This is a genomic window from Brevibacillus sp. NPDC058079, from assembly GCF_042885155.1.
In the GTDB taxonomy this organism is placed as follows: domain Bacteria; phylum Bacillota; class Bacilli; order Brevibacillales; family Brevibacillaceae; genus Brevibacillus.
Genome location: NZ_JBHVSO010000003.1, coordinates 589,203 through 609,803 on the forward strand (window position 1 = coordinate 589,203; position 20,601 = coordinate 609,803).

Here is a 20,601-nt window from a genome sequence, read left to right on the forward strand (position 1 = left end):
ACCTGTTGAGTAGCTGAGTAGCAGCCTTTTTCATAGTTGGATTTCAATCTTTGTTCCTAGCCCCAATAAACTATTCACCTTTATTTCTCCACCGTGCGCCACAATAATATCCCGCGCAATGGCCATACCCAGCCCGGAGCCTTTGTGCAGCTCTCCAGTATTCGTCCCCCGGTAGTAACGGTCAAAGATTCGATCGAGCTCCTGCTCTTTCATTCCTTTGCCGTTGTCCTCGATTCTGATCAAGGTGCGCTGACCTTTCTCTACACTTACTTTGATGAGGACGGAAGGATCATTATGAACGATGGCATTGTAGATTAAATTGGTGATCGCTCTACGAATCAGAATTTCATCCATATCCACTTTGATCATTTCATCACTAAATCGGAATTCCATGTTCCTGTCTGCATATCTCGCATCGTTCAATGTATCAATGACGACATTTCGTAATAGGGTCACGATGTTCTTATTTGATTTGAGCAAGCGCAATTCTTTATTTTTTAGGCGGGCAGATAAATTCAGATCCTCAATGACGTCTTTCAAGTACAATGACTTTCGTTCAATAATCTCCGCAAACTCTCTCATTTCCTCACACGAAAAATCATACTCGGTGTCTTTCATCATTTCTGCGTAGCCTTGGATCGACGCTAATGGCGTTTTTAAATCGTGAGAGACATTGCCGATCCACTCTTCTCTCATTGCATCTAACTTTTTTCTTTCATTTTCCGCCGCTCTTAGTTCATGTGATAAATAATTGACATTATAGAAAACATCTTTATAGATGCCAATCGGTTCATAGTTGATATGGTATTCCTTATTAGCGAGCTTTCTTATTCCCTCTATGAGTGACAACAGTGGTTTCGTTAGTCTTTTGCTAAAAAAATATCCAACGATCAGCGCGATCAATCCGTCGACGGTCAGAACGAGAATGCTTCCTATGTTAAATACTTGCACGACCTCCCGGATATCATAGGACAATACGTGTCTTTGCAAATTTGGATTTTGAAACCCGATAAAGTAACTATAATGGCTGGAACCTGTTTGCTTCTCACCAATAAAGACCATCGTGTTCATATCAATTTCTTTGTATTTGTACATCTGGATAATGTCTATGGGCGCATATTTTTCTTTTATACCCACCGGCAATCGATAGCCAAAGATCTGTTTGCCATCTTCGTCTAGAATTTGTATCCATGCGTTATGCTGATCCAGCTCCGCTTTCCCTTTGTCTGTAAGCGTCGCCTGATGATTCGAAATGACAATTTGCTCATGGAAACGACTGGTTATTGCTTCAGCAGAGTTTCTCTTCTCGCTTATTGCAGTTTCATCCCACTCCGTTTGGATGGTGACCACGATCGACAAAACAAGAAGAACAATATTGCTTAGTACAACCAAAATGACAATCAAAACAACAGACGCCAGAAACCTCCCAGTCAACCTCCAATTCATCCACTATTCATCCTTTACCACCAGCTTATATCCCAAGCCCTTCACCGTTAACAGGTATGTTGGATTGGAAGGATCATCCTCTATTTTCTCTCGTAATTTTCTGATGTGTACCATCACGGTATTGTCAAAGCCAAAGAAATCTTCACCCCATACTTGGTAGTACAGCTTTTCTTTGCTGATAATTTGGTTAGGATGCTTAAGCAAATGGGTGAACAGCCCCAGCTCTTTCGGTTTCAATTCGATGATGGTTCCATGCTTTCGCAACTCGACCTTTTCTTCATCAAAGACAAATGGGCCGACCTTAATGATAGGATCCGCCTTTACTTGAACTTGCTGATATTCAGCTCTTCTTAACTGTGCTTTCACTCGATAGGCCACTTCTTTCGGACTGAACGGTTTGCCAATATAGTCGTCACCGCCGATGGCCAAGCCTACTAGTTTATCCACTTCTTCCGTTTTTGCGGATAGAAACAAGATCGGGACATGTGAGATACTTCTGATCTTTTTGCATACGTCATAGCCTTCCCCGTCTGGAAGCATAATATCCAAAATCACAACATCTGGATGCTTGTCTTGAAACTGCCCAAATCCTTCGGCTGCCGTTGAAGCCGTGTATACATTCTCGATGCCTTCCTTGATCAGAACCGTTTTCAACAGTTTGACGATGTCCTCTTCATCGTCCACAATCAGTACTTTGCTCATGTAGAAGCCCCCTGCCAAAACTGAAATTATTGCTTATCCTTTCCTTGAACAAACAAGGATACACCGAAGCCATCCTTTAATGACTTCGGCAAAATCTTCTACCTTCTTTAGTTTACTGCTGGATTGCCAATTTTTCTTTCGCTTTATCAGGCAGTTCGTCCACTTTCACTTCCTGATAGGAGGTAACCCCTTTTTCTTCTTTTACGAATACGCACAGATAGGCTTCTTTACGCAGCTCTTTCATCGCCATAAAATTGAGTGTTTTTTCTTCGCCATTTGCGTTATAGCCTTGCAGCGTATAATCGTACGAGACAAACTTCTCGCCGCTATCCAGTGTAACTTCATTCTTTTTCCCTTCTTTATTAATCTGAACATAATACTCATCTGCACCCAATCTGTTAAAATTCACGTTTTGAAGCATGAGTACAGCTCCTATCATAAGAGCAAGTATGACTGATAATACGATGATGGTTGTCTTTTTCATAGATAGTCTCCTTTAAAAGTTTACGATTTTGTTTTCGTTACGATTTTGTAGTACGCATGGACGGTCAAGAAATAGTAGGCGGTGTACATGCATGTATAGATCGCCATACAAATCACCACAGGAACGACTAAGTTCATTTGCAACATCCGCGATAAAGGCGTTAGAGCGACGGCACTATGCGCGATACCAGCCAGCAAGGGAAGCGCGAAGATGAACAAGACTTGTTTGGCAATGGTTTTTTTGATTTCTTTTTTTCTGACGCCGATTTTGTATAAAATCTCATATCGCCCTTTGTCTGCATGGGCTTCCGTTAGCTGTTTAAAGTAAATGATGCTACCAGTTGCAGCCAGGAAAACGAGTCCCAGAAATCCGCCCATAAAAATGAGTAAGCCGGAAGTTTCCAATCCTTGTGCATAGTCCTGATAGAAGCTTGCAAATCTTGCTTTTTCGGGTAAGATCGCTTGAATCTCTTTGGTTAATTGTTTGGCCTGATCTTCCTGCGTAATGGCATATGCTACCAAGCTCGCCTGATTCGCTTCTTGTTGCAAGCGGACGAACAGCTCATCGCTGACGACGATCGTCGAAAAGACCGTTTGCAGATTCAAGACGTTGTAATCCTTTCGATCCTTGATCGTTATAATCTCTTCGCCGCCCTTCGCTTTTAAAGGGAGCCTTGTCCCGACATATTGAGGGGAAATACCCTCGATGTAATAGGGGTCTAATAAAACGGCTTCCTGGGCTTGTAAGGAAATCACATCGTCTTTTCCTTGTAATTGGGTCAATTGGTTGAATTCACGATTTGACATCACGGTATATGTCCGTTCATTACTTCCATCATCCAGATCACCAGTATCTACATCCATCTGAATAACCGGAATGGTTCGATGATAAAGAACTTCATGATTGGGATGATTCGAAATCACTTCCTCCACCTGTTTGGTTACATGTCTGTCCGTAGCGATAAACATCATGCTGTTCGGATTCAACTTTTCGACAGTGCTTCTATTGTTGTAATACAAGCTGTATGCCGTTCCAACAGATGTGAGCGTCGTGGCGCTTAGTACAGCAATGATGGTTAACGTGCGGGCATTTCCTTTCATTCGGTACAGCAGCTGAGAAATCCCAATTACGTTAATGCCATTCCAATAACTCTTCTTATGGTTTCTTAACCTTTTCAATAGCGTAACGCTGAAAACACCGAATAGGAGATACGTTCCGAGAATGACGGTTAGTAAGATGAGGAGCGGCGTTGCCATTATCCCTACTTTTCTCCATATCGCTGACTCAAAGATGTTTTGCAGCGTAAGCCAATAACCGAAGCCAATCAACGCAACCGATAAGATAGCAGTGATCCAAGAAGTTCTTGGTTCTTTTTCGCTTTCTTGATCCGCGCGAAAGAGTTCGATTAATTTGAAGCGATAAATTAACCGATAGCCTTGGAGCGAATTTATGAACGTAATGATAGAGAAGACGGTGATCGTGTTTATCATTGCCTCGGATGAAACAGAGAAATTAGCGATGGCATCATAACCCATGACCTTCATTAATACCGCAACAAAAAACTTGGACAACACGGAACCAAGAGCAATTCCGATCAGGAGCGCGATGATTCCCATTATGAAGTTCTCGTAAAAAAGCATGCGGCCGATCTGCTTCTTGCGTACGCCTAGCAATGAGTAAAGCCCGACCTCCTTCTTGCGTTTGCGTGTGAAGAATGCGTTGGAATACCAGATAAAGATGGCCACGAAGATCATTAACACGACCGACGCACCGCTAAATACAGAACTGATTTTATTCGACCCTTCGGCGGCCAGCTGAATCGTATCGTCATACTTTAAGGAAACAAACGTGAAGTAAATCACAATACTAAAAATCATCGAAGCAAAATAGATAAAATAGTTGGTGAAATTTTTTCGGATATTTTTTCTGGCAATGCTAAAGAGCGTCATGATACCCACCCCCAAGCGAAGCAAGAATCTCCAGTATCTTTTGGAAAAACTCCTTCCGGGACTGCTTTTCTTTGTGGAACTCGGTAAAGAGTTGACCATCCTTGATGAAAATAACCCGTTTACAGTAACTCGCCGCATACGCATCATGCGTGACCATCAGAATGGTAGATTGATTGGTTTCATTGAGTCTGCTTAAGCTTTCTAGCAAGCTTGCTGCCGATTTGGAATCAAGCGCACCTGTGGGTTCGTCCGCCAAAATGAGGCTTGGATTTGCCACGATGGCCCGCGAAGCCGCTGTCCGTTGTTTTTGACCCCCTGAAATATGGTAAGGGTATTTGTCTAAGATTTCCCGAATGCCGAACGTGTCCGCTATCTCGTTGACTCGCTTTTCGATTTCAGCGGCTGGCACCTTCGACAAGGCAAGCGGAAGCAAAATATTTTCTTTGACAGTCAACGTATCGAGAAGATTATAGTCTTGAAAAATAAAGCCCAGCTTATTCCGGCGAAAGTCTGATAATTGCTCTTCGTTCATGTAGACGATATTTTGATCAGCAATAACGACCTCACCCGAAGAGGGCATATCGATGGTCGAAAAAATATTGAGCAAGGTTGATTTTCCGGCTCCGGATGGGCCCATGATTCCGACAAATTCACCCTCTTGTATTTTTAAGTTAATATCTTGCAGGGCGGTATACACATTTCCTTTTGTGCCAAATGTTTTTTGCACGTGGATTGCTTCCAGAATGGTTTTCATATCGCTATCCTTTCAAATGCAACTCATTTTTTCGTACTACATTTATCATAGCGATCGAACCTTAGAGCATTTTTATTTAAACCTTATATAAACCTTAAAAATAGCATCCGAAAAGCAAAAAAGCGCCCTCCATCGGACGCCTCCCACGTTACTATTCAGGAACATACTTTGCTAATCTGCGTAGAACATGGAAAAATAAATCCCCGTTCCGACAGAAGTTTTTATTCCCTCTCCATCATGGAGACTTTTTGCCTGATTTCATTCAGAACTTCTTTCCAATGAAGCTTCATTTGCTCCCTTGTGCTACTGTTATCCAGATTCTCTTGATGAAAACTAATTGTCGTTCGGTCAGGCTTGTCGGATATCAGCCGGATTTGCAATGTGGACGGCTTTTCCCACTCCTTCATCGACCACTTCAATCGAAACTGCTGGAACGGCTTTACAACACGAAATTGACCCGATATTCCTTCGCTGGAAGTAAAGGCCTCCCCCTCGCTAAAGGTAAGCCTCGATACATGTCCAAGCCATAATTTCACCCCTTCGGACGAGGTTAAAAACGCCCATGTCTGTTCTTGAGTAATGGGCATCGTCCTGCGTACACCTACTTGGAAGCCTGTCGCTGCCGTTTGACCAACGATTTTGCTAGATTTGGTATTTGGATTCTTCATCGGGACACCTCGCCAATCCTATTTGTTCGCACTTGCTTTTCACGAATACCACAATCGCGTTTTTTACACCGTAAATTGTAAGCAATCGCCCATAAAATGTCACTCTTAAACAGAAGACCAACTCGTCGATAGTGTCGCGATTGAGCGATGATGGTTTGTTCTCCTATAGTTATTAGAGGAGAACAGCTTCATTTGATGTCCAAGGTATGGTGAAACTCTTGCATACGGATATTGTGTTCAGGAATTATTCCAACGGTGAACTGGACATAGAAACCAAAGGATTAGAAGCGTTTAGTGAGCTAGCTGAAAAGTCTGCGAAAATTTTCTCGAGTCGGCGTCAGACCATTCTTGCCTGCCTAGTAATGGATGACAAAGCAGAAGTGCAAATTGATTATGAAGGAATACTGGCGATTGATTTGCCAAACGGAATTAAGGCTGGAGATACGATGCAATTAAAAGGGAAATCGCTATTTATGATGAAAGAAGGAAAAGTCTCCCTAATTGAAGATTACAGTTAAGATCACGGCAGAAGAAATACACCTCCCTCATGATATCGACACAGGAATGACCCGAATTTGTTCACTTTCTTCATCAAAAAAAATGTTAGGATAGAGGCATCACTTCATAAAAAATGAGGAGAGTCACAAGTGCGGGTACATCCAATTTACTTTTTACGTCTTACAGGCCTATTTGATGGCCTTTCCTTATTAGTATTGATGGGCATCGCAATGCCCTTGAAATACGTGTGGGGCTTAGACAAAGCCGTAACCATCATAGGAAGTATTCACGGCGGGATATTTTGCTTGTATGCTCTGGCGATACTCTATGCGGCCATTCGCGTGAGATGGAGCTTGCTCTGGTCTCTTGCTGCGTTACTTGCCGCTTTTGTACCGTTTGGGAACTTCTTTCTGGATCGCAGACTGAAAACGGCACAGGATGTGTATCCTCTGAAGCCGTTTAATAATGCCCTGCTCGTATACGGCATCGTTTTTTTCTCGTTCTTTGATTTGTTCTCGCAACTGCCGGTCATGAGTACATTTGCTGCTTCCGTAGGTGCCAGTTCATTTGTTATAGGCTTTGTCATCGGTCTGTATTCGTTAGCCAATACCTTTGGCAATATTATCTCTGGCATACTGACAGATAAGGTTGGTCCATCCAAACCACTTTTGATCGGATTGGTTTTATCAAGCTGTGCCTTGCTGCTGTATCACATCGTCGATCAGCCGTTTCTGTTGATTATCGTGCGACTCATTCACGGATTTGTTGCCGGTTTGATAGTTCCTGCTGCTTTTACTTTCTCTGCGAATAACACTACACATGAGCAGCAAGGACGAAAGGTTGCTTTCACCGGTACCTTTGTGGGACTCGCAGCGATTATCGGACCTGCATTCAGCGGCATTATGGCAAGCAAAACCTCCGTGCCTTTTGTCTTTACATGTGTAGCTGTAATGGGCTTTTTCCTAGCCATCCTGTCCGTCATTTTTCTGCGATCCACTCAGGCCTGCAAGAAAGAGAAGCTTAAGAAGGACGTTCCAACCTCAGCCCTGATCTTCAATGCTGGGATAATCAAGGCTTACGGCGGTGCCTTTTTGCTCATGTTTTCACAAGGCGTCATCGCTTACCTTTTGCCCTTGCATGTCCAATCGCTTGGATACGATTCGAAATTAAGCGGTACGTTATTGAGCACGTTTGGGATGATTGCCGTTCTGATTTTCGTGCTTCCGACCAATCGCATTTTTGATCGTGTGGCCCCTTCCAAAACGATGTCCATCGGAATTGGTTTCATGGGCGTGAGTCAGCTGCTTATTGGTCAGTCCAACACGACATTGGCACTGTACTGCATGTTAGGACTATATGGGATAGGCTTCGCTCTCTTGTTTCCTTCTGTCAATACGATGCTCATTCAATCGACGCCGCAAGAATTGCGGGGGAAAGCACACGGTTACTTATACGCCTTCTTCTCTCTCGGTGTGGTCGTCGGCTCAGGTCTTTTAGGGTGGCTGCCCTTCTCCATCGAGGAAGGGTTTCTGTTCACAGGAAGCCTGCTGCTCGTGTTTGCCGCTTTCATTGCCATGCATAAACAGAGAGAACGCTTGCTAAATCAACAAAATAATCGATAGCAGCCAGCGTTTGTAACAACAAAACCTCCTCAACCACTAAGCTAGTGGTGAAGGAGGTTTTGTGCTAATGCTTTCAACCGCGGAATCACTACGAATCAGGCATGCAGCCAACAGACCAATGCCAAGTACGATTGCAAGCAGTACAAAAGTAATTTCATAGCTGCCAACATTCATCAAACGGATGGACAATATCGGCCCAAGACTTGTTCCCGAAAAAAGGATAAACGTATAAACCGAAACCGCAATTCCCCGCGATTTGCCCCCTAGCTGTCCAATAAGCGTGATCAGGGAAGGAACAGATAACGCAATTCCGGCAACGAAAAGCACACTCGTACCAATCAAAAGAGACAAATTAGATATCATACCGAAGGAAGACATACTGACCACTGCTAGACCTAACCCGCAGCGTAGCACGGTACGTAAGCCAAACCGTTTTGCCAGCCCGCCCGCCAGCGGAGAAATGAGCATGCCCACTACACCAATCGTTCGAACAAGCAGAATATCCTTGTTGCTAAGCCCAAAATCGGGTCCCGCCAAATAACTCCCCAAGACCGTATACATATTAACGAATGACATAAGCAATACAAGAGCGATTATGTAACTCAAGACGATATTTTTTTGTTTGAACAGGGAGGGAATTCGCTTAATCGGCTCCCAAATATTCACGGTAGCAAGAGGACTCTCTTCTTTTGGTAGCCACCTCATCACCACGAGCAGCGTCACGAAATAAAAAGCAGCAAGCATATAGAATACGGCGTGCCAACTGTATTGTTGACTCATAAAGCTACTGATCACTTGACCAATGATCCCAGCCGCCAAAAATCCTGTGCTGATAAATCCGATTGCCGTTACTCGTTTTGCCGCAGGGAACATTTCCACAGCATAGGCGAGCGCAACAGGCGAGAACGTAGCAGCGGCAGCACCTTGCAAGCTCCTGAGCACAATGATCCATGCGAAATGATTTGCACTTCCAAGCAACAAAGAAAAGAGAGTCAAGGCAATTAGCCCGAACACGATCACGTTCTTGCGGCCATACTTTTCGGACAACGGTCCATAAATCAGGCACCCTATGGCAAACCCAACCGAAAATGCGCTACCTACTGCTGCAGCCTGTGTCAATGTGATACTGAAAAGATCGGCAAATATAGTCATAAGGGGAATCGTGACGTATAAGCTCGACATGACGACGATTCCTGACCAGCATAAGATTGCAGTCATGAGTGAGTAGTTTCGCTGTGACATCGCACACCTCTTTTTCAATTATTTACACACAATATAGTTAGATTATCTAATTATATTCATAAAAAAATATGATCTTATCTTCCCACCCCCAGTTTCTCTTCCATGCTGCGATTCAACTTCATCAAGATTTTTTCTAGCAGCATCCGTTCTTCCTCTTCTAAGTCGCTCATAATGGAGGAGCAGGCAGACCAGAAAACTGGCAGTGCTCTGGCTACTAATTCTCTGCCTTCCTGTGTTATTTTGACATGAATCTTGCGACCATCCAGCGTGCTTTGCTCCCTGATTATCCAGTGCCTTTTTTCCAGCCAGTCCAGCAAAGCTGTAACAGAAGCACGCCGAATGCCCAGTCTATCTGCAAGCGAAGAGGGGGTGATAAGTTCACTGTCTTCATGTAACGTAAGCAACAGCAATACGTCCCATTTACTCTCCGTTATGCCGAATGACTCCAAATTCAAATCAATGGTGTCTATGGCGTTATCCCCCAGCCATAGCATCAATAACCCCAAATGAGCCAATTTGCGATCCGTATTTTGCAGAGCTGTTTTTTCCATCAGATCCAAATACGGCTGAATACCTAGTTTTGGCAATTGATCAGATGTATGCTCTCTCTTGTTTTTTCTGCTCATAATCCACCTTGAATATAATTAGATTATCTAACTAAAATCAATATAACGGATTCTTTTGGATTTTGCAACCCCCCTGGCAAGACGAAAGCCGAGATCATCAATACGAAACGTGGGGTGACTGCGTCTGCGGCACGTCGCTCCACAGCCTCTGGCCTCTTCTGCCCAGCTGCCACCGCGAAAAATTCGATAGGAGCCGTAGACGTTCACATCGTAAAGGTCCCAGCACCACTCCCAAACATTTCCCAGCATGTCATAGAGCCCCCACGCATTCGGCAGCTTTTGTCCTACCGCATGTGCTGTACCCTCAGCATTCTCTTGGTACCATGCGATCTCATCCAGCTCGCCGTACCGATAACCACCCGTCCCTGCTTTGCACGCGTACTGCCATTCCGCCTCTGTCGGCAGACGATAGCCATTCGCTTCCTCGTTCCATACGACACGCTCACCATCTTCACTTATCGAGTAGCATTCTGTGAGACCCGCTTGTTGAGATAGCAGATTGCAAAACGAAATCGCATCGTTCCACGAGACATTTACAACGGGAGCCTCTGGGTGGTCATTCGATCCAGCTGCTTTTTGTACCACCGAGAAGTATAACGCATTCGTAACAGGAACCGGCGAGAGTAAAAATGCGTTCACCTCGGTTGTCCATGTGGCTTTGATTCGATCGTCCCGTAATTCGATTTGCCCTGCTGGGATATTCACCATGGTGTACGCCCGTTCCATCTCTATTTCACCTGGCTTAACTTCTCGATCGCCTGCTCTTCGGTCGGCAAGAAAAAGATGTCCTTTCCGTTGTTGGATTCATAAATGAAGTCTTTTAGACTTTTACTTGTGTACACCGAAAAATCTCCTACAATTGCCACTTTCACCCGATAATTGATGAACTTTTGCAGGATCTCGCCAGCCAGGCGTGTTTTCAAATCGAAAAAGCTTTCGTTAATCAATGATTTGTTTATAATGATAAGATTACTGTCTGCCTCATAGTGTACGGTTGCAATCAGATCCAGGGCTGACTGCACATCAATAATCAATACCTCGCTACCACTCACGATCGCAATGTTTCCCACGGCTGCTTCTACCTTTGTAATATTCATGTGTATCCTCCTCACTTTCTGTTGGTAATCTGCCTCACAAAATCCTCACAAATATATCGATTGTCTTCGCCGTTTGCCGGCGCAATGCTCGCCACTCGAAAGAAGCTCAAGCCCACAACCATCGCCATGAGTCCGTAGGCAGCGCTTTGTGAATCTTCTACAGACATAAGCCCGGTTTGCTTGCCGTAATCAAAAATCTTTGTGATGCCCTGCAAATCTCTCGTATAACTTTTCGCAACCACTTCTTGGAGATTGGGGTCCAATGCGGCTTTGGAGAAGAATTGTACAAAGAGTCTTGCTTGATCGTCATGCGGGATGTACATCTCAGCGATGCCATCCAGCTGCGAAACATTGATCCGTTTCTCCTTGTCGTTCATGTACGGCGGCAAGATATGCGTAAGCGTAACATCCATCATTTCCTGGGCTGTCATGGTGTTCTCAATGTCAGATTCGATTTTCAAGCCATAATAGGCCAAGAATGCCTGAAAGGCTTCACTCGTCAAATTGTCCTTATTCTTAAAATAATACGTGACGACACCTTTTGAACAGTCTGCATACTCCGCCACCTTATCTAGCGTCATGCCATCAATCCCGTGATTGCTAATACAAGTGAGGGTCGCATTGATGACATCTGCTCGGCGCTTTGGTTCCATTCCTAATTTGGGCATGATCTTACCTCGTTTATTTATACTGTACGGTCGGAATAAAAAAGTGTACACAATTATTTTCCAGTTTGTCAAACAAATGGGTTCGACAACAAAAAAAACACGCTTACGCAGCGTGTTCCATCAAGACGTTACATGGCAAGTGCTTGACGATTGATCCGATATTGCCCTGGTGTCAGCCCTGTCCATTTCTTGAAAGCATTTTGAAAGGCGCTTGGATCTGAAAAATGCAGCAGGTACGCAATCTCCCCAATGGAATGCTCCGCTTGCTGTAAATACCCCATCGCTATTTCTTTGCGGACATTCGTGGACAATTCATGATAGGAAGTGTCCTCTGCCTTTAGTTTCGCTTGCAGGGATCTCGTACTCATATGAAAAGCAGCGGCAGTCTGCTGTAAGGTCGGAAAAGCCGCAGGCATACATCCCATCATCCATTGAAACACACGGTCCGAAAATTCTCGCCCTCTGATCAGCTTCTCTCTAATTTCTTCCGCGATTGGTTCAAAAGCTTTACGCAGCCGAACATCTGAATACAGGATCGGGTATTGCAAAACTTCTTTGCCTATCAAGAGCCCATTTTCTTTTCCACTAAAATGAGGCTTCATTCCGAACAAATTCAAATACGGAACGATATCGGCCGTAGCGTCGTGTGTGAATTGTATCGCCTGTAACGGAATAGACCGGTGACTCATATGGACAATCAAGTGGTACAAGGAGCTGACCATATCCTCCATGCAATGTCGAGAAACGCTCCCAGGGCTTTGTCTATGAAACCGCAGGAAAACATCGTTCCCCCTCACTTCCCAATCCAGGTCGTACCCGCTGCAAAGGATCACGTGATACCGCTGATAAGCCTTCAATGCATCGACGATTTTTTCGGAATGCATCATGACATAGCCAAGAATGCCCAGATCGGCAATATCGGTTAACTGTCCTTGATGCAGCCCGAAATGATCATCCTGCGTATAAATGGCAGCTTCCTTCATCAAACGCTCGAGCTCCGCTTCATCAATGCGCGCTTCTACATCTTTTAGCAAGCTACTGTCGAAAGAAATATGGTCACAAAAACGCTCAAAATCAAGCTTCTTGTGAGTAATTGTTTTCATAATCGGATACACCATCGAAATCGCAAACCCATGCGCATTTTCCAAGTACGGAACCTCCTTTGCGTGAATCCACAACATTTATGCGCTTTCGATCATTCATCTGTTCCATTCCACACGATATGCTGAATACAGTTCAGTTTACCACGATCTGTCGGTAATGGAATCAACTCTACAGGGGGATATGAAAATGAACATTCTCGTTATCATCGGACATCCAGATCCCGAGAGCTATTGCTCTGCGTTGGCGCACGCCTATATGAAAGGAGCTAAAGGCAAAGCAGCACAGATTCGCACCATTGATTTGAGCCAAATCTCTTTCGACCCAAATTTGAAATACGGATATCGGAAAAGAACGGAGCTGGAGGATGATCTAAAAGAAGCGCAGGACCTCATCCGTTGGGCGGATCATCTGGTCATTGTCTATCCGACCTGGTGGGGCACGATGCCCGCTATCTTGAAGGGATTTTTCGATCGTGTCTTATTACCCGGATTCGCCTATAAATATCGAGAAGGTTCTTCTCTATGGGATAAGCTGTTATCGGGCAAAACCGCGCATGTGATTGTGACCATGGATACTCCATCTTGGTACAACCGATTGATCTACTGGCAAGCCGGACATCTCGTGATGAAACGCAACATTTTAAAGTTTTGCGGGATTAAGCCTGTGAAGGTTACGGAGATTAGTGGAGTGAATGCCTCGGCGGAGGAAAAGCGCAAAAAGTGGCTGGAGAAAGTGAACCAGCTTGGGGAGAGGCTAGCCTAAGCATAGCCGGACCAGAACGACATAACAAAAACTCAAGCATATCCCAGCTTGAGTTTTCTCCATTCCCTTACTTATCGAGGTGCTTTTGTACACTTTCCAAAAACTTGATGCGGCTAAATGCGGGGCCGCCCTCCAGCAGCGGATCAACCACGTTCACGTATACATGATCTTGTTTAAAGGCATTCGTGCTTTGGATAATCGGATTCTTTTTCAATTCATCAAAGGCATTCTTTGCATCTTGCGTTTCACGTGTAGAGAACTGTACAAACAAATAATCTGGATTCATTTCAGCCAGCTGCTCGACAGAGATCGCTTCTTGCGTTTTCGCCTTGCTGATCTGTTCCGGAACTTCCAGACCCAATTCATCGTACAAGACCGGGTTGAAATACACATCTTTCGGGTAAACGTAAGCTTGTGTCCCACGAATGCGAACAGCGGCTACCTTTTTCCCCTGTAGCTTTTCCTTCAGCGATGCTTTGACTGCTTGTGTATTTGTTTCATATTCGGTTAGAACCTTTTCTGCCTCTGCTTGCTTCCCAGATAATTCTCCCATTAGCTTCAGATTGGATTCCCAGTCAGTCGAAATATGCGACACCAAAATGATAGGAGCGATTTTTTGCAAGTTATCCACCACTTCTTTTTGGAACTTGGTGGAACCCAAAATGACATCTGGCTTCAATTGCAATATTTTCTCGAAGTTCGGTTGCTGTTTTTCACCAATAGATTCCGACTTCCCCGTTACCGAAGCAAAGATTTCAGGAAATTGTCTACCAACGGATATCGCCCCAATTGGATGCACGTCGAGCACTACTGCATCCTCCATCGCTTCCATCGCGCCAGTAATCACGATTTTTTCTACCTTTTGCGGGACGGTATACTTTTTGCCTAAATACTCAATCGTTCTTGTTTCGCTTGTTCCTGTCTGTTGTGCATGATCTCCGCTGATGCTAGCGGTTGAACTCGATTCTGCCTGTTTGCCAGCTCCACATGCTGCTAAAACAAGCATCCAGACTGCTATCAGGCCAACCAGCATTACTTTTTTGTTCATTTTTCTCCTGAACCCCTTTTCCAAGGCTTATCTCATTCCTAAATGTTCTCGCAAAGTGACGCCCGCATATTCGCTTCTAAACAAGCCTCTTTCAACCAATTTCGGCATCAGCTTGTCAAAGAACAGGGCCATCGATTTTTCTGATCCGCCTGGAAGTGCAATGAATCCGTCGATCGCTCCAGCCTCAAACCGCTCCAGGATATCGCTCAACACGTCTTCAACTGTTCCAACAGAAACCCAGTGAGCAGATCCGACAACCTCTGGCCTTGCCAACACCTCTTCTACTGTAGGTTGATGGATGGTGATATATCGGCGCAACAGCTCGGCATGTGTTCGGCTACGGACGGGCTGATTCGCATCAGGAAGCATATCAGCAGTTACGCGTTGGTCCAAAGCAAAACCGCTTGCATCGAGACCCAGCACTGATTTTAACGATGCAAGTCTGCGCTCCGTACTCAAATTTGCGTGTGCCACTTTGTGTAATTCCTGAGCTTCCTCACGAGTGTCAGCCAAGAAAAAATACAATCCCGGCAACACTTTGATGGCATCGGGACTACGGCCCTGTTCCTCGGCTCTTCTCCTCAGATCCCTACGCAACTCCACTCCCGATTCGATGTCTGGCATCGCTACAAAAATGGCATCTGCGACTCTGGAGGCAAACGTCCGTCCTGTATCTGACGCGCCTGCCTGAAAGAAAGGAATCGATCCCGATGGATGGCCTGGCAAAGTAAGCGGTCCCTTGACACTGAAAAACTCGCCTGAATGATGAATCGGGGAGATTTTGTCCCTGTCAGAAAACACGCCAGACTCGCGGTCAATCACAATGGCTTCTTGCGGGAAGCTGTCCCATAGCTTGCGCACAACATCCGTAAATTCCATGGCTTTCGCGTATCTTTCTTCAGGAGACGGCATGGGGCCATCACCGAAATTTTCGGCTCCTTCAATAGAAGTGACAATATTCCAGCCAGCACGACCATTACTCAGCCAATGTAGAGACTGAAGCTGCCTAGCAACAACATACGGCGGATTAAACGTCGTAGAAATCGTCGTAACCAGTCCGATCCGCTCGGTTTCCCTAGCAATCGTAGCGAACATCATCGTAGGGTCAGGACTCCCAAAATTAACGGAATCGCCTATCATCTGCGGATGAACATATAGATAATCAGCCCTGAAAAGAAAATCGAGCTTTGCCTCCTCCGCCATTTTTGCCACTGCAATGTAATAGTCGATGGAATCCATTTTTTCCACATCGCTGTCCGGGTGTCGCCATCCTTCCCCCTTCATCCACGTTGTGTTTAAGGATAATCCGATGCATAATTGTCTGCTTTCCATCATTTTTACCTACCTTTCCTACACGATAATAAAAATGATTCTCATTATCATCCAGTAGTGTAACAAGGACTGGTATAAATGCAAATACACAAATCCCAAATTTTACATGCATCATTATTTAAACGAGCGACGAAAGAAGCGCTCATTGACTTATGTAAGCAGAGGGAGAAACCCCGAATTTCTTTTTAAAAACTCTACTGAAATACAGTGGATTGTCGTACCCCACACTGAAGGCTACATCACGGATGGAATAATTGCCGGTTAGAAGTAATTCACTCGCTCTCTCCATCCGATACAAGATGACATAATCGATTGGACGGACCCCCGTATATTTGTGAAAGTAGTAAGAGAAGCTCTTGGGAGTCATTGCATGCAGCTCCGCCAATTCATCGATTGTCAGTGGATTCATATAATGTCCGTTTATGTATGCAACGGCTTGCTCTATCACCTTTTTACTAGGAGAACTCTCAGTCTCTCGATGCTTGCACCCCACCAAAACCTGATGTATGATGCCAAGAAATAATTCCTTGATACGAAGCCTCCCAATTCCGTCAACTACGTGGGCTCTCTGATGAAGCATCATCAGCAATTCGGTCACTCTTGGATTCGCTCCCGGTTCCAGCTTGAAATGTGCGTCACATTCATGAGCACTAGCTTCATCCCCTGACTTGTCCAATCGATACGTAAGCAAATAGTACTCGAACTCTGCTTCGCCAATGACTTGCGTATCCAACAGCATATCTGGCGCTGCATGAAATACGGATCCTGGATGTAATTCGTAGACAGTTCCATTCACACACATTCTAGCTGCTCCGCGAGTCGTAAACAGAAAACCATGCCATACCGTCCTAAATTCACGCAATATACGGTTCGGCTGGATGACTAAACGGTACGTACTTACTATCTCGGAGGAACCACTAGCAAAAACTTCGGCTAGTTTATCCAAATCTGTCACTGTCTTTGCACCTGCTTCCTGTCCAAGATATCTGGGTCCATTTTTACAGCCATATTTTATCACAGGCCTTTATCCAGCGTATCTCTTTCGCTGGAATGATTTACCTAGGCAAATAAATCGTGCAAAGTGTATTTATTATGTAGCTGATTCTGAGTATGATAATAGTAAAAATAATAAGAAAGAGGCTATCATATGGATTCTACTTTTTCATCAAGAAAAGCAACAAAGACGAAAACCTTGGTTATTAACGCACTTTTTATCGCTTTTACACTCGCAGCCACCATGTTTATCAATTTACGACTCCCGATCATGGGGAACGGTGGCCTCATCCATCTCGGTAACGTGCCTCTTTTAATCGCAGCTTTTGTGTATGGCAGAAAAACAGGTGCTATCGCTGGAGCTTTTGGTATGGGCCTCTTTGACCTTATCTCCGGTTGGACAGCATGGGCACCGTTTACCTTCGTAATCGTAGGTGCAATGGGCTATGTAGCTGGCCTCATCGCCGAAAAGGTGCCTGGCAATCGGGTATTTGTGTACGCACTCGCAGTTGCCGCTGCATTGGTGATTAAGATCGTGGGCTACTATTTTGTTGAGGTTATTCTTTACGGGAACTGGATTCAGCCGTTTGGCTCCATTCCGGGGAACGTTTTGCAGGTGGTTGTAGCAGCAGTTATTGTCATCCCGCTGGTGGGACGCTTGAAGAAGATTGTAGGGCAAGGGTAAAAAGGAAGGATGGGGCAGAGCTCCATCCTTCCTTTTTTACAAAAATAAAAAGCATACAATACTTCTTGTTGCCAATCGTCTGGTTCAACACCCAAAGTATCCTCGACGAAAGCAACTGGATCATCCCAGTACAATTCTAGCAAGTCTAGTACGACATTATATGGCTTGCTACTCATTTGCAGTTACCTTCCCTCGACGCCGAGCTGCAATCTCTTGAATACCATTAACCCACTCTTTCACTGAATCTCGCTCATCATCTTCTGCTCTTCTGTCATGAAGCCAAGATACTTCTCCAGCTTCTCCAGCGCCTTCATTTTGTCAAGTAGCTTGACACTCACTTATCAACGTGCCGTTGACCTCTTCGCTATTCCGGAAAGCAATGTAATTTCGCTTGTAAGTCATCTGTTCACCGGTCTCTGGATCATTTATAGGCTGGCCCTCTTCAGTACACATTGGGATGTCCTGCTGTCCAAACTCCACATACTCAGAAATGTCAGCAAAGGCAATCTTCATGTACTCTGCCACAATTCGTTGCACACTCATTCCGAACTCATCTGTCATTGCTTCTTTCTGACACTTGATCTCTGCCTGAATCTGAGGTTTCCTCAAGTTCTCCCATCCGATGGAATAGGCTGTTTTCTTACTGTAGCCGACAGCCATAGCTGCTCGGGTGGCGTTAAAGTCACGAAGGTACTCTAAAACAAAAAGCCTCTGCTTTTCAGTCAGAGACCCGTCTTCGTTATCGACTTCTGGTGGAGGATTGATTCGTTCTATTACATGTTTGGAACGTTCCGTAACTTTTGGAACGTTTGGAGCGTTTCGTTCCGTTTGATTGGAACGTTGCATTGGTCTTGAAACAGTATCTGTCTTCGTTGGCTGAGGTGACGGTGCTGCCTTTTGGAACACCTTGCGCGGTGCGCTGCCCTCATAAGGGCCGACAATACCCTGCTGCTCCATCAGTTCAACAAGCCTAACTGCGCGGGTGTATCCAATCCGCATACGCCGTTGCAGGAGGCTTGCAGAAGCTATTTGTGCTTCTACTACAATACTAACTGCCTGATCATACAGTTCGTCGTCTTCCAGTGTTACTTGAATTACCAGAGGATCCTTGTGTGTGCTACAAGAAGTCTCCCATTTGTCCTTGTTCTTCCAGCCTCGTACTGTTCCCTCTGATATGCCGAGTTGATCAGCAATAGCTTTGAGTTTGACTTCACCATTTGACTGCTTCCGAATCTCGAACGCTTTAATGATGATGACATCTCCCTTGCCCTGACCCAGCATCGGCGGAAGCCCGTAGTGCAGCGTCAACATAAGACCATGTACACTCGTCCTGTACAGCTCCTCCCATCTTTCCTGATCCACTTCTACCAAAGGACTTCGATACCCAAATCCGGCATTGGCGACTATAATATCAAGACGGCCCCAGCGGTTAATCGTTTTATTGACCACATGCTGTACTTCTTCAGCCTTTTGAATATCAGCAGGTACTGCGATAACCTCGTACAATCCCTCTTTATGCAATTCCTGAACCAGCTCATCCAATCGATCCCGCCGACGTGCCACGACCGTCACATGGGCGCCGCGCTTTGCCAGTTTCCTGGCGATCGATGCCCCGATGCTACTGCTAGCGCCTTTCACTAAGGCCACTTTGCCGATCAGACTCTACTTCTCATTCCAAGATAGCTCCAAATCATCCAGATTCATTTCACACCCTCCCAAATTCCAACATTATTTTGTTAAAAGCACGCGATGAACACCCTTGCTGCCTCCCGGTGCCGTTCCTATATATAAATAACCGTTATGGCTTACAGCCGTAGTTACGCCATACAGTTTGCCTTCCGGATCATGCCAGCTTCCGATAAGCTCTCCCTGCGGGCTGAGCTCCATAGCAAGCCCATGCTTCGCCGGTGCGCTTGCGCCGCTAAGCAGCGACTCCGGCAATTTGGCCATGGTACTGGCTAACCAAGGGTTGCTATGCATCTGATCTACAAAAGAAATGCGAGTCGTGAAGATACCGACCCAGAAATGACCTTGATCATCACGCGTAATGTTGTCTGGAAAACCTGCGAGATTGTCTACGAAAATATCAGATGTACCCTTCTTCGGTCCTTTAAGCCAGTATCTAGTCAATTGATAATGATACGATTCCGCCACAAGCACAAAATCTTCATCCGCAGACAAGGCAACTCCGTTTGCAAAATAAAGGCCTTCTAACAGAACGGTCGTTTGCTTGGTCTTTGGATCGTACTTCAGCAAACGTCCATGCGGCTTGTTCTCGGCAATTTCTTTGAAGGTCACACTACCATAATTCGAAGTATCAGAAAAATAAATGGAGCCGTCCTTGGCAATATCAAGCTCGTTAGCTAGATAGATCGGCTTACCGTCCACTTGATCAGCCAATACCTCTATGCTCCCGGATGGGTTAATAGACAGCAGTCCCCTCTTGACATCAGTAACGATCAAATCGCCTTTGGCATCGAATATAAGCCCATTAGGAGTTCCTTTGGTGTCTGCAAACATTTGGGCTTTTTGCGGATTTCCTTCTGCATCGAAAGGAACCTTGTAAATCTTCCCATCTGAATCTCCTGTATATAGCTGACCTTCTTTATCGAATGTAATGAATTCAGGGAATTGAGGGGCATCAGTCACAAGCTGAGCCGAGCTGAGTTTATTGTTTTGTTTCCACGGACCCGCTTCCTCAAAAGAGGGGGCCGTCGGTGCTGACCATTTTGCCGGTTTGATCGGTGAAGGTACAAGCAAGAAAATGAGTATTCCTAGAACGAGCACCGCGAGCAGCGATGATAGCCCCCATCTGCATATCCTAGCACGTAGTGAACGTTTAGGACGATTCACGCCTTCAGTAGATTTAACGGGTCGAACTTGTGTATTAGGCATTAGTGTGTCTCCTTTTTCATATAAGC

At 45.1% G+C, this 20,601-nt stretch carries 20 protein-coding genes and 3 pseudogenes; 4 read left to right on the forward strand and 19 right to left on the reverse strand.

Going from position 1 to position 20,601, the window contains the following annotated elements; genetic code table 11:
* Window positions 1–30: 30 nt before the first annotated feature.
* The 6 genes from ACFVS2_RS12930 to ACFVS2_RS12955 all read right to left on the reverse strand — a co-directional run bounded on the left by ACFVS2_RS12930 (window position 31) and on the right by ACFVS2_RS12955 (window position 6,003).
* Window positions 31–1,446 carry a sensor histidine kinase gene (locus ACFVS2_RS12930; protein ID WP_390234425.1) on the reverse strand — a complete coding sequence of 472 codons (1,416 nt, stop codon included), beginning with the start codon at window positions 1,444–1,446 and terminating at the stop codon, window positions 31–33.
* Window positions 1,447–1,449: 3 nt separating this feature from the next.
* A complete protein-coding gene (locus tag ACFVS2_RS12935; protein WP_173619957.1) occupies window positions 1,450–2,148 on the reverse strand; it encodes a response regulator transcription factor in 699 nt (232 codons plus the stop codon).
* Between the two features lie 112 nt (window positions 2,149–2,260).
* The gene (locus ACFVS2_RS12940) at window positions 2,261–2,632 is read right to left on the reverse strand and encodes a YxeA family protein (RefSeq protein ID WP_390234429.1); all 372 of its coding nucleotides are present in this window, start codon (window positions 2,630–2,632) and stop codon (window positions 2,261–2,263) included.
* A gap of 20 nt (window positions 2,633–2,652) precedes the next feature.
* Window positions 2,653–4,581 (reverse strand): FtsX-like permease family protein, encoded by a 1,929-nt coding sequence (locus ACFVS2_RS12945; RefSeq protein WP_390234432.1) that lies wholly within the window; start codon window positions 4,579–4,581, stop codon window positions 2,653–2,655.
* The gene (locus ACFVS2_RS12950) at window positions 4,568–5,335 is read right to left on the reverse strand and encodes an ABC transporter ATP-binding protein (protein ID WP_173619960.1); all 768 of its coding nucleotides are present in this window, start codon (window positions 5,333–5,335) and stop codon (window positions 4,568–4,570) included. Before ACFVS2_RS12950 ends, ACFVS2_RS12945 begins: the two co-directional genes overlap by 14 nt.
* 221 nt (window positions 5,336–5,556) lie before the next feature.
* On the reverse strand, window positions 5,557–6,003 hold the full coding sequence (locus ACFVS2_RS12955; RefSeq protein ID WP_390234435.1) for an SRPBCC domain-containing protein: 447 nt from the start codon (window positions 6,001–6,003) through the stop codon (window positions 5,557–5,559).
* Window positions 6,004–6,191: 188 nt separating this feature from the next.
* On the opposite strand from ACFVS2_RS12955, the pseudogene ACFVS2_RS12960 reads away from it, so the two are divergent.
* Window positions 6,192–6,521 (forward strand): annotated as a pseudogene (locus ACFVS2_RS12960) (nuclear transport factor 2 family protein); the annotation flags it as partial.
* Between the two features lie 129 nt (window positions 6,522–6,650).
* A complete protein-coding gene (locus tag ACFVS2_RS12965) occupies window positions 6,651–8,123 on the forward strand; it encodes an MFS transporter (RefSeq protein ID WP_173619961.1) in 1,473 nt (490 codons plus the stop codon).
* Between the two features lie 36 nt (window positions 8,124–8,159).
* On the opposite strand, the gene ACFVS2_RS12970 is transcribed toward ACFVS2_RS12965, so the two are convergent.
* The 6 genes from ACFVS2_RS12970 to ACFVS2_RS12995 form a co-directional block, all read right to left on the reverse strand.
* Window positions 8,160–9,365: an MFS transporter gene (locus ACFVS2_RS12970; RefSeq protein WP_390234437.1), complete on the reverse strand. Its 1,206-nt coding sequence runs from the start codon at window positions 9,363–9,365 to the stop codon at window positions 8,160–8,162.
* 74 nt (window positions 9,366–9,439) lie between these two features.
* Entirely contained in the window at window positions 9,440–9,991 is a 552-nt protein-coding gene (locus ACFVS2_RS12975; RefSeq protein ID WP_173619963.1) for a MarR family winged helix-turn-helix transcriptional regulator, read from the reverse strand.
* A 27-nt stretch (window positions 9,992–10,018) separates the two neighbouring features.
* A complete protein-coding gene (locus ACFVS2_RS12980) occupies window positions 10,019–10,717 on the reverse strand; it encodes a formylglycine-generating enzyme family protein (RefSeq protein ID WP_390234440.1) in 699 nt (232 codons plus the stop codon).
* 2 nt (window positions 10,718–10,719) lie between these two features.
* Window positions 10,720–11,088 (reverse strand): DUF4180 domain-containing protein, encoded by a 369-nt coding sequence (locus ACFVS2_RS12985; protein ID WP_390234443.1) that lies wholly within the window; start codon window positions 11,086–11,088, stop codon window positions 10,720–10,722.
* An 11-nt stretch (window positions 11,089–11,099) separates the two neighbouring features.
* Window positions 11,100–11,756, reverse strand: coding sequence for a TetR/AcrR family transcriptional regulator (locus ACFVS2_RS12990; RefSeq protein ID WP_390234445.1), 657 nt, complete (start codon window positions 11,754–11,756; stop codon window positions 11,100–11,102).
* Between the two features lie 128 nt (window positions 11,757–11,884).
* Window positions 11,885–12,904, reverse strand: a complete 1,020-nt coding sequence (locus ACFVS2_RS12995) for an AraC family transcriptional regulator (RefSeq protein ID WP_390234446.1) — start codon at window positions 12,902–12,904, stop codon at window positions 11,885–11,887.
* A gap of 142 nt (window positions 12,905–13,046) precedes the next feature.
* On the opposite strand from ACFVS2_RS12995, the gene ACFVS2_RS13000 reads away from it, so the two are divergent.
* Window positions 13,047–13,622, forward strand: a complete 576-nt coding sequence (locus ACFVS2_RS13000; RefSeq protein WP_390234448.1) for an NAD(P)H-dependent oxidoreductase — start codon at window positions 13,047–13,049, stop codon at window positions 13,620–13,622.
* Window positions 13,623–13,689: 67 nt separating this feature from the next.
* Here ACFVS2_RS13000 and ACFVS2_RS13005 read toward each other — a convergent pair whose 3' ends face one another.
* From ACFVS2_RS13005 to ACFVS2_RS13015, 3 genes are all read right to left on the reverse strand, one after another.
* A complete protein-coding gene (locus tag ACFVS2_RS13005; RefSeq protein ID WP_390234450.1) occupies window positions 13,690–14,670 on the reverse strand; it encodes an ABC transporter substrate-binding protein in 981 nt (326 codons plus the stop codon).
* Between the two features lie 27 nt (window positions 14,671–14,697).
* Complete coding sequence (locus ACFVS2_RS13010) at window positions 14,698–16,005, reverse strand: NtaA/DmoA family FMN-dependent monooxygenase (RefSeq protein ID WP_390234453.1); 1,308 nt, start codon at window positions 16,003–16,005, stop codon at window positions 14,698–14,700.
* Between the two features lie 139 nt (window positions 16,006–16,144).
* A complete protein-coding gene (locus ACFVS2_RS13015; RefSeq protein WP_390234455.1) occupies window positions 16,145–16,957 on the reverse strand; it encodes a helix-turn-helix transcriptional regulator in 813 nt (270 codons plus the stop codon).
* Window positions 16,958–17,149: 192 nt separating this feature from the next.
* Here ACFVS2_RS13015 and ACFVS2_RS13020 point away from each other — a divergent pair, with 192 nt between their 5' ends.
* On the forward strand, window positions 17,150–17,680 hold the full coding sequence (locus ACFVS2_RS13020) for an ECF transporter S component (protein ID WP_069845969.1): 531 nt from the start codon (window positions 17,150–17,152) through the stop codon (window positions 17,678–17,680).
* A 318-nt stretch (window positions 17,681–17,998) separates the two neighbouring features.
* Here ACFVS2_RS13020 and ACFVS2_RS13025 read toward each other — a convergent pair whose 3' ends face one another.
* The 4 genes and pseudogenes from ACFVS2_RS13025 to ACFVS2_RS13040 form a co-directional block, all read right to left on the reverse strand.
* On the reverse strand, window positions 17,999–18,526 hold the full coding sequence (locus ACFVS2_RS13025; RefSeq protein WP_390234532.1) for a terminase small subunit: 528 nt from the start codon (window positions 18,524–18,526) through the stop codon (window positions 17,999–18,001).
* Window positions 18,527–18,583: 57 nt separating this feature from the next.
* Window positions 18,584–18,772 (reverse strand): annotated as a pseudogene (locus ACFVS2_RS13030) (DNA translocase FtsK); the annotation flags it as partial.
* A 45-nt stretch (window positions 18,773–18,817) separates the two neighbouring features.
* Window positions 18,818–19,327, reverse strand: a pseudogene (locus ACFVS2_RS13035) (SDR family oxidoreductase); the annotation flags it as partial.
* An 81-nt stretch (window positions 19,328–19,408) separates the two neighbouring features.
* On the reverse strand, window positions 19,409–20,575 hold the full coding sequence (locus ACFVS2_RS13040) for an SMP-30/gluconolactonase/LRE family protein (protein WP_390234459.1): 1,167 nt from the start codon (window positions 20,573–20,575) through the stop codon (window positions 19,409–19,411).
* Window positions 20,576–20,601 lie beyond the last annotated feature (26 nt).

Coding starts and splice junctions, on each gene's coding strand:
- ACFVS2_RS12930 (WP_390234425.1), bottom strand. CDS start 1,446: ATGAATTGGAGGTTGACTGGGAGGTTTCTGGCGTCTGTTGTTTTGATT.
- ACFVS2_RS12935 (WP_173619957.1), bottom strand. CDS start 2,148: ATGAGCAAAGTACTGATTGTGGACGATGAAGAGGACATCGTCAAACTG.
- ACFVS2_RS12940 (WP_390234429.1), bottom strand. CDS start 2,632: ATGAAAAAGACAACCATCATCGTATTATCAGTCATACTTGCTCTTATG.
- ACFVS2_RS12945 (WP_390234432.1), bottom strand. CDS start 4,581: ATGACGCTCTTTAGCATTGCCAGAAAAAATATCCGAAAAAATTTCACC.
- ACFVS2_RS12950 (WP_173619960.1), bottom strand. CDS start 5,335: ATGAAAACCATTCTGGAAGCAATCCACGTGCAAAAAACATTTGGCACA.
- ACFVS2_RS12955 (WP_390234435.1), bottom strand. CDS start 6,003: ATGAAGAATCCAAATACCAAATCTAGCAAAATCGTTGGTCAAACGGCA.
- ACFVS2_RS12970 (WP_390234437.1), bottom strand. CDS start 9,365: ATGTCACAGCGAAACTACTCACTCATGACTGCAATCTTATGCTGGTCA.
- ACFVS2_RS12975 (WP_173619963.1), bottom strand. CDS start 9,991: ATGAGCAGAAAAAACAAGAGAGAGCATACATCTGATCAATTGCCAAAA.
- ACFVS2_RS12980 (WP_390234440.1), bottom strand. CDS start 10,717: ATGGAACGGGCGTACACCATGGTGAATATCCCAGCAGGGCAAATCGAA.
- ACFVS2_RS12985 (WP_390234443.1), bottom strand. CDS start 11,088: ATGAATATTACAAAGGTAGAAGCAGCCGTGGGAAACATTGCGATCGTG.
- ACFVS2_RS12990 (WP_390234445.1), bottom strand. CDS start 11,756: ATGCCCAAATTAGGAATGGAACCAAAGCGCCGAGCAGATGTCATCAAT.
- ACFVS2_RS13000 (WP_390234448.1), top strand. CDS start 13,047: ATGAACATTCTCGTTATCATCGGACATCCAGATCCCGAGAGCTATTGC.
- ACFVS2_RS13005 (WP_390234450.1), bottom strand. CDS start 14,670: ATGAACAAAAAAGTAATGCTGGTTGGCCTGATAGCAGTCTGGATGCTT.
- ACFVS2_RS13010 (WP_390234453.1), bottom strand. CDS start 16,005: ATGATGGAAAGCAGACAATTATGCATCGGATTATCCTTAAACACAACG.
- ACFVS2_RS13020 (WP_069845969.1), top strand. CDS start 17,150: ATGGATTCTACTTTTTCATCAAGAAAAGCAACAAAGACGAAAACCTTG.
- ACFVS2_RS13025 (WP_390234532.1), bottom strand. CDS start 18,526: ATGCAACGTTCCAATCAAACGGAACGAAACGCTCCAAACGTTCCAAAA.
- ACFVS2_RS13040 (WP_390234459.1), bottom strand. CDS start 20,575: ATGCCTAATACACAAGTTCGACCCGTTAAATCTACTGAAGGCGTGAAT.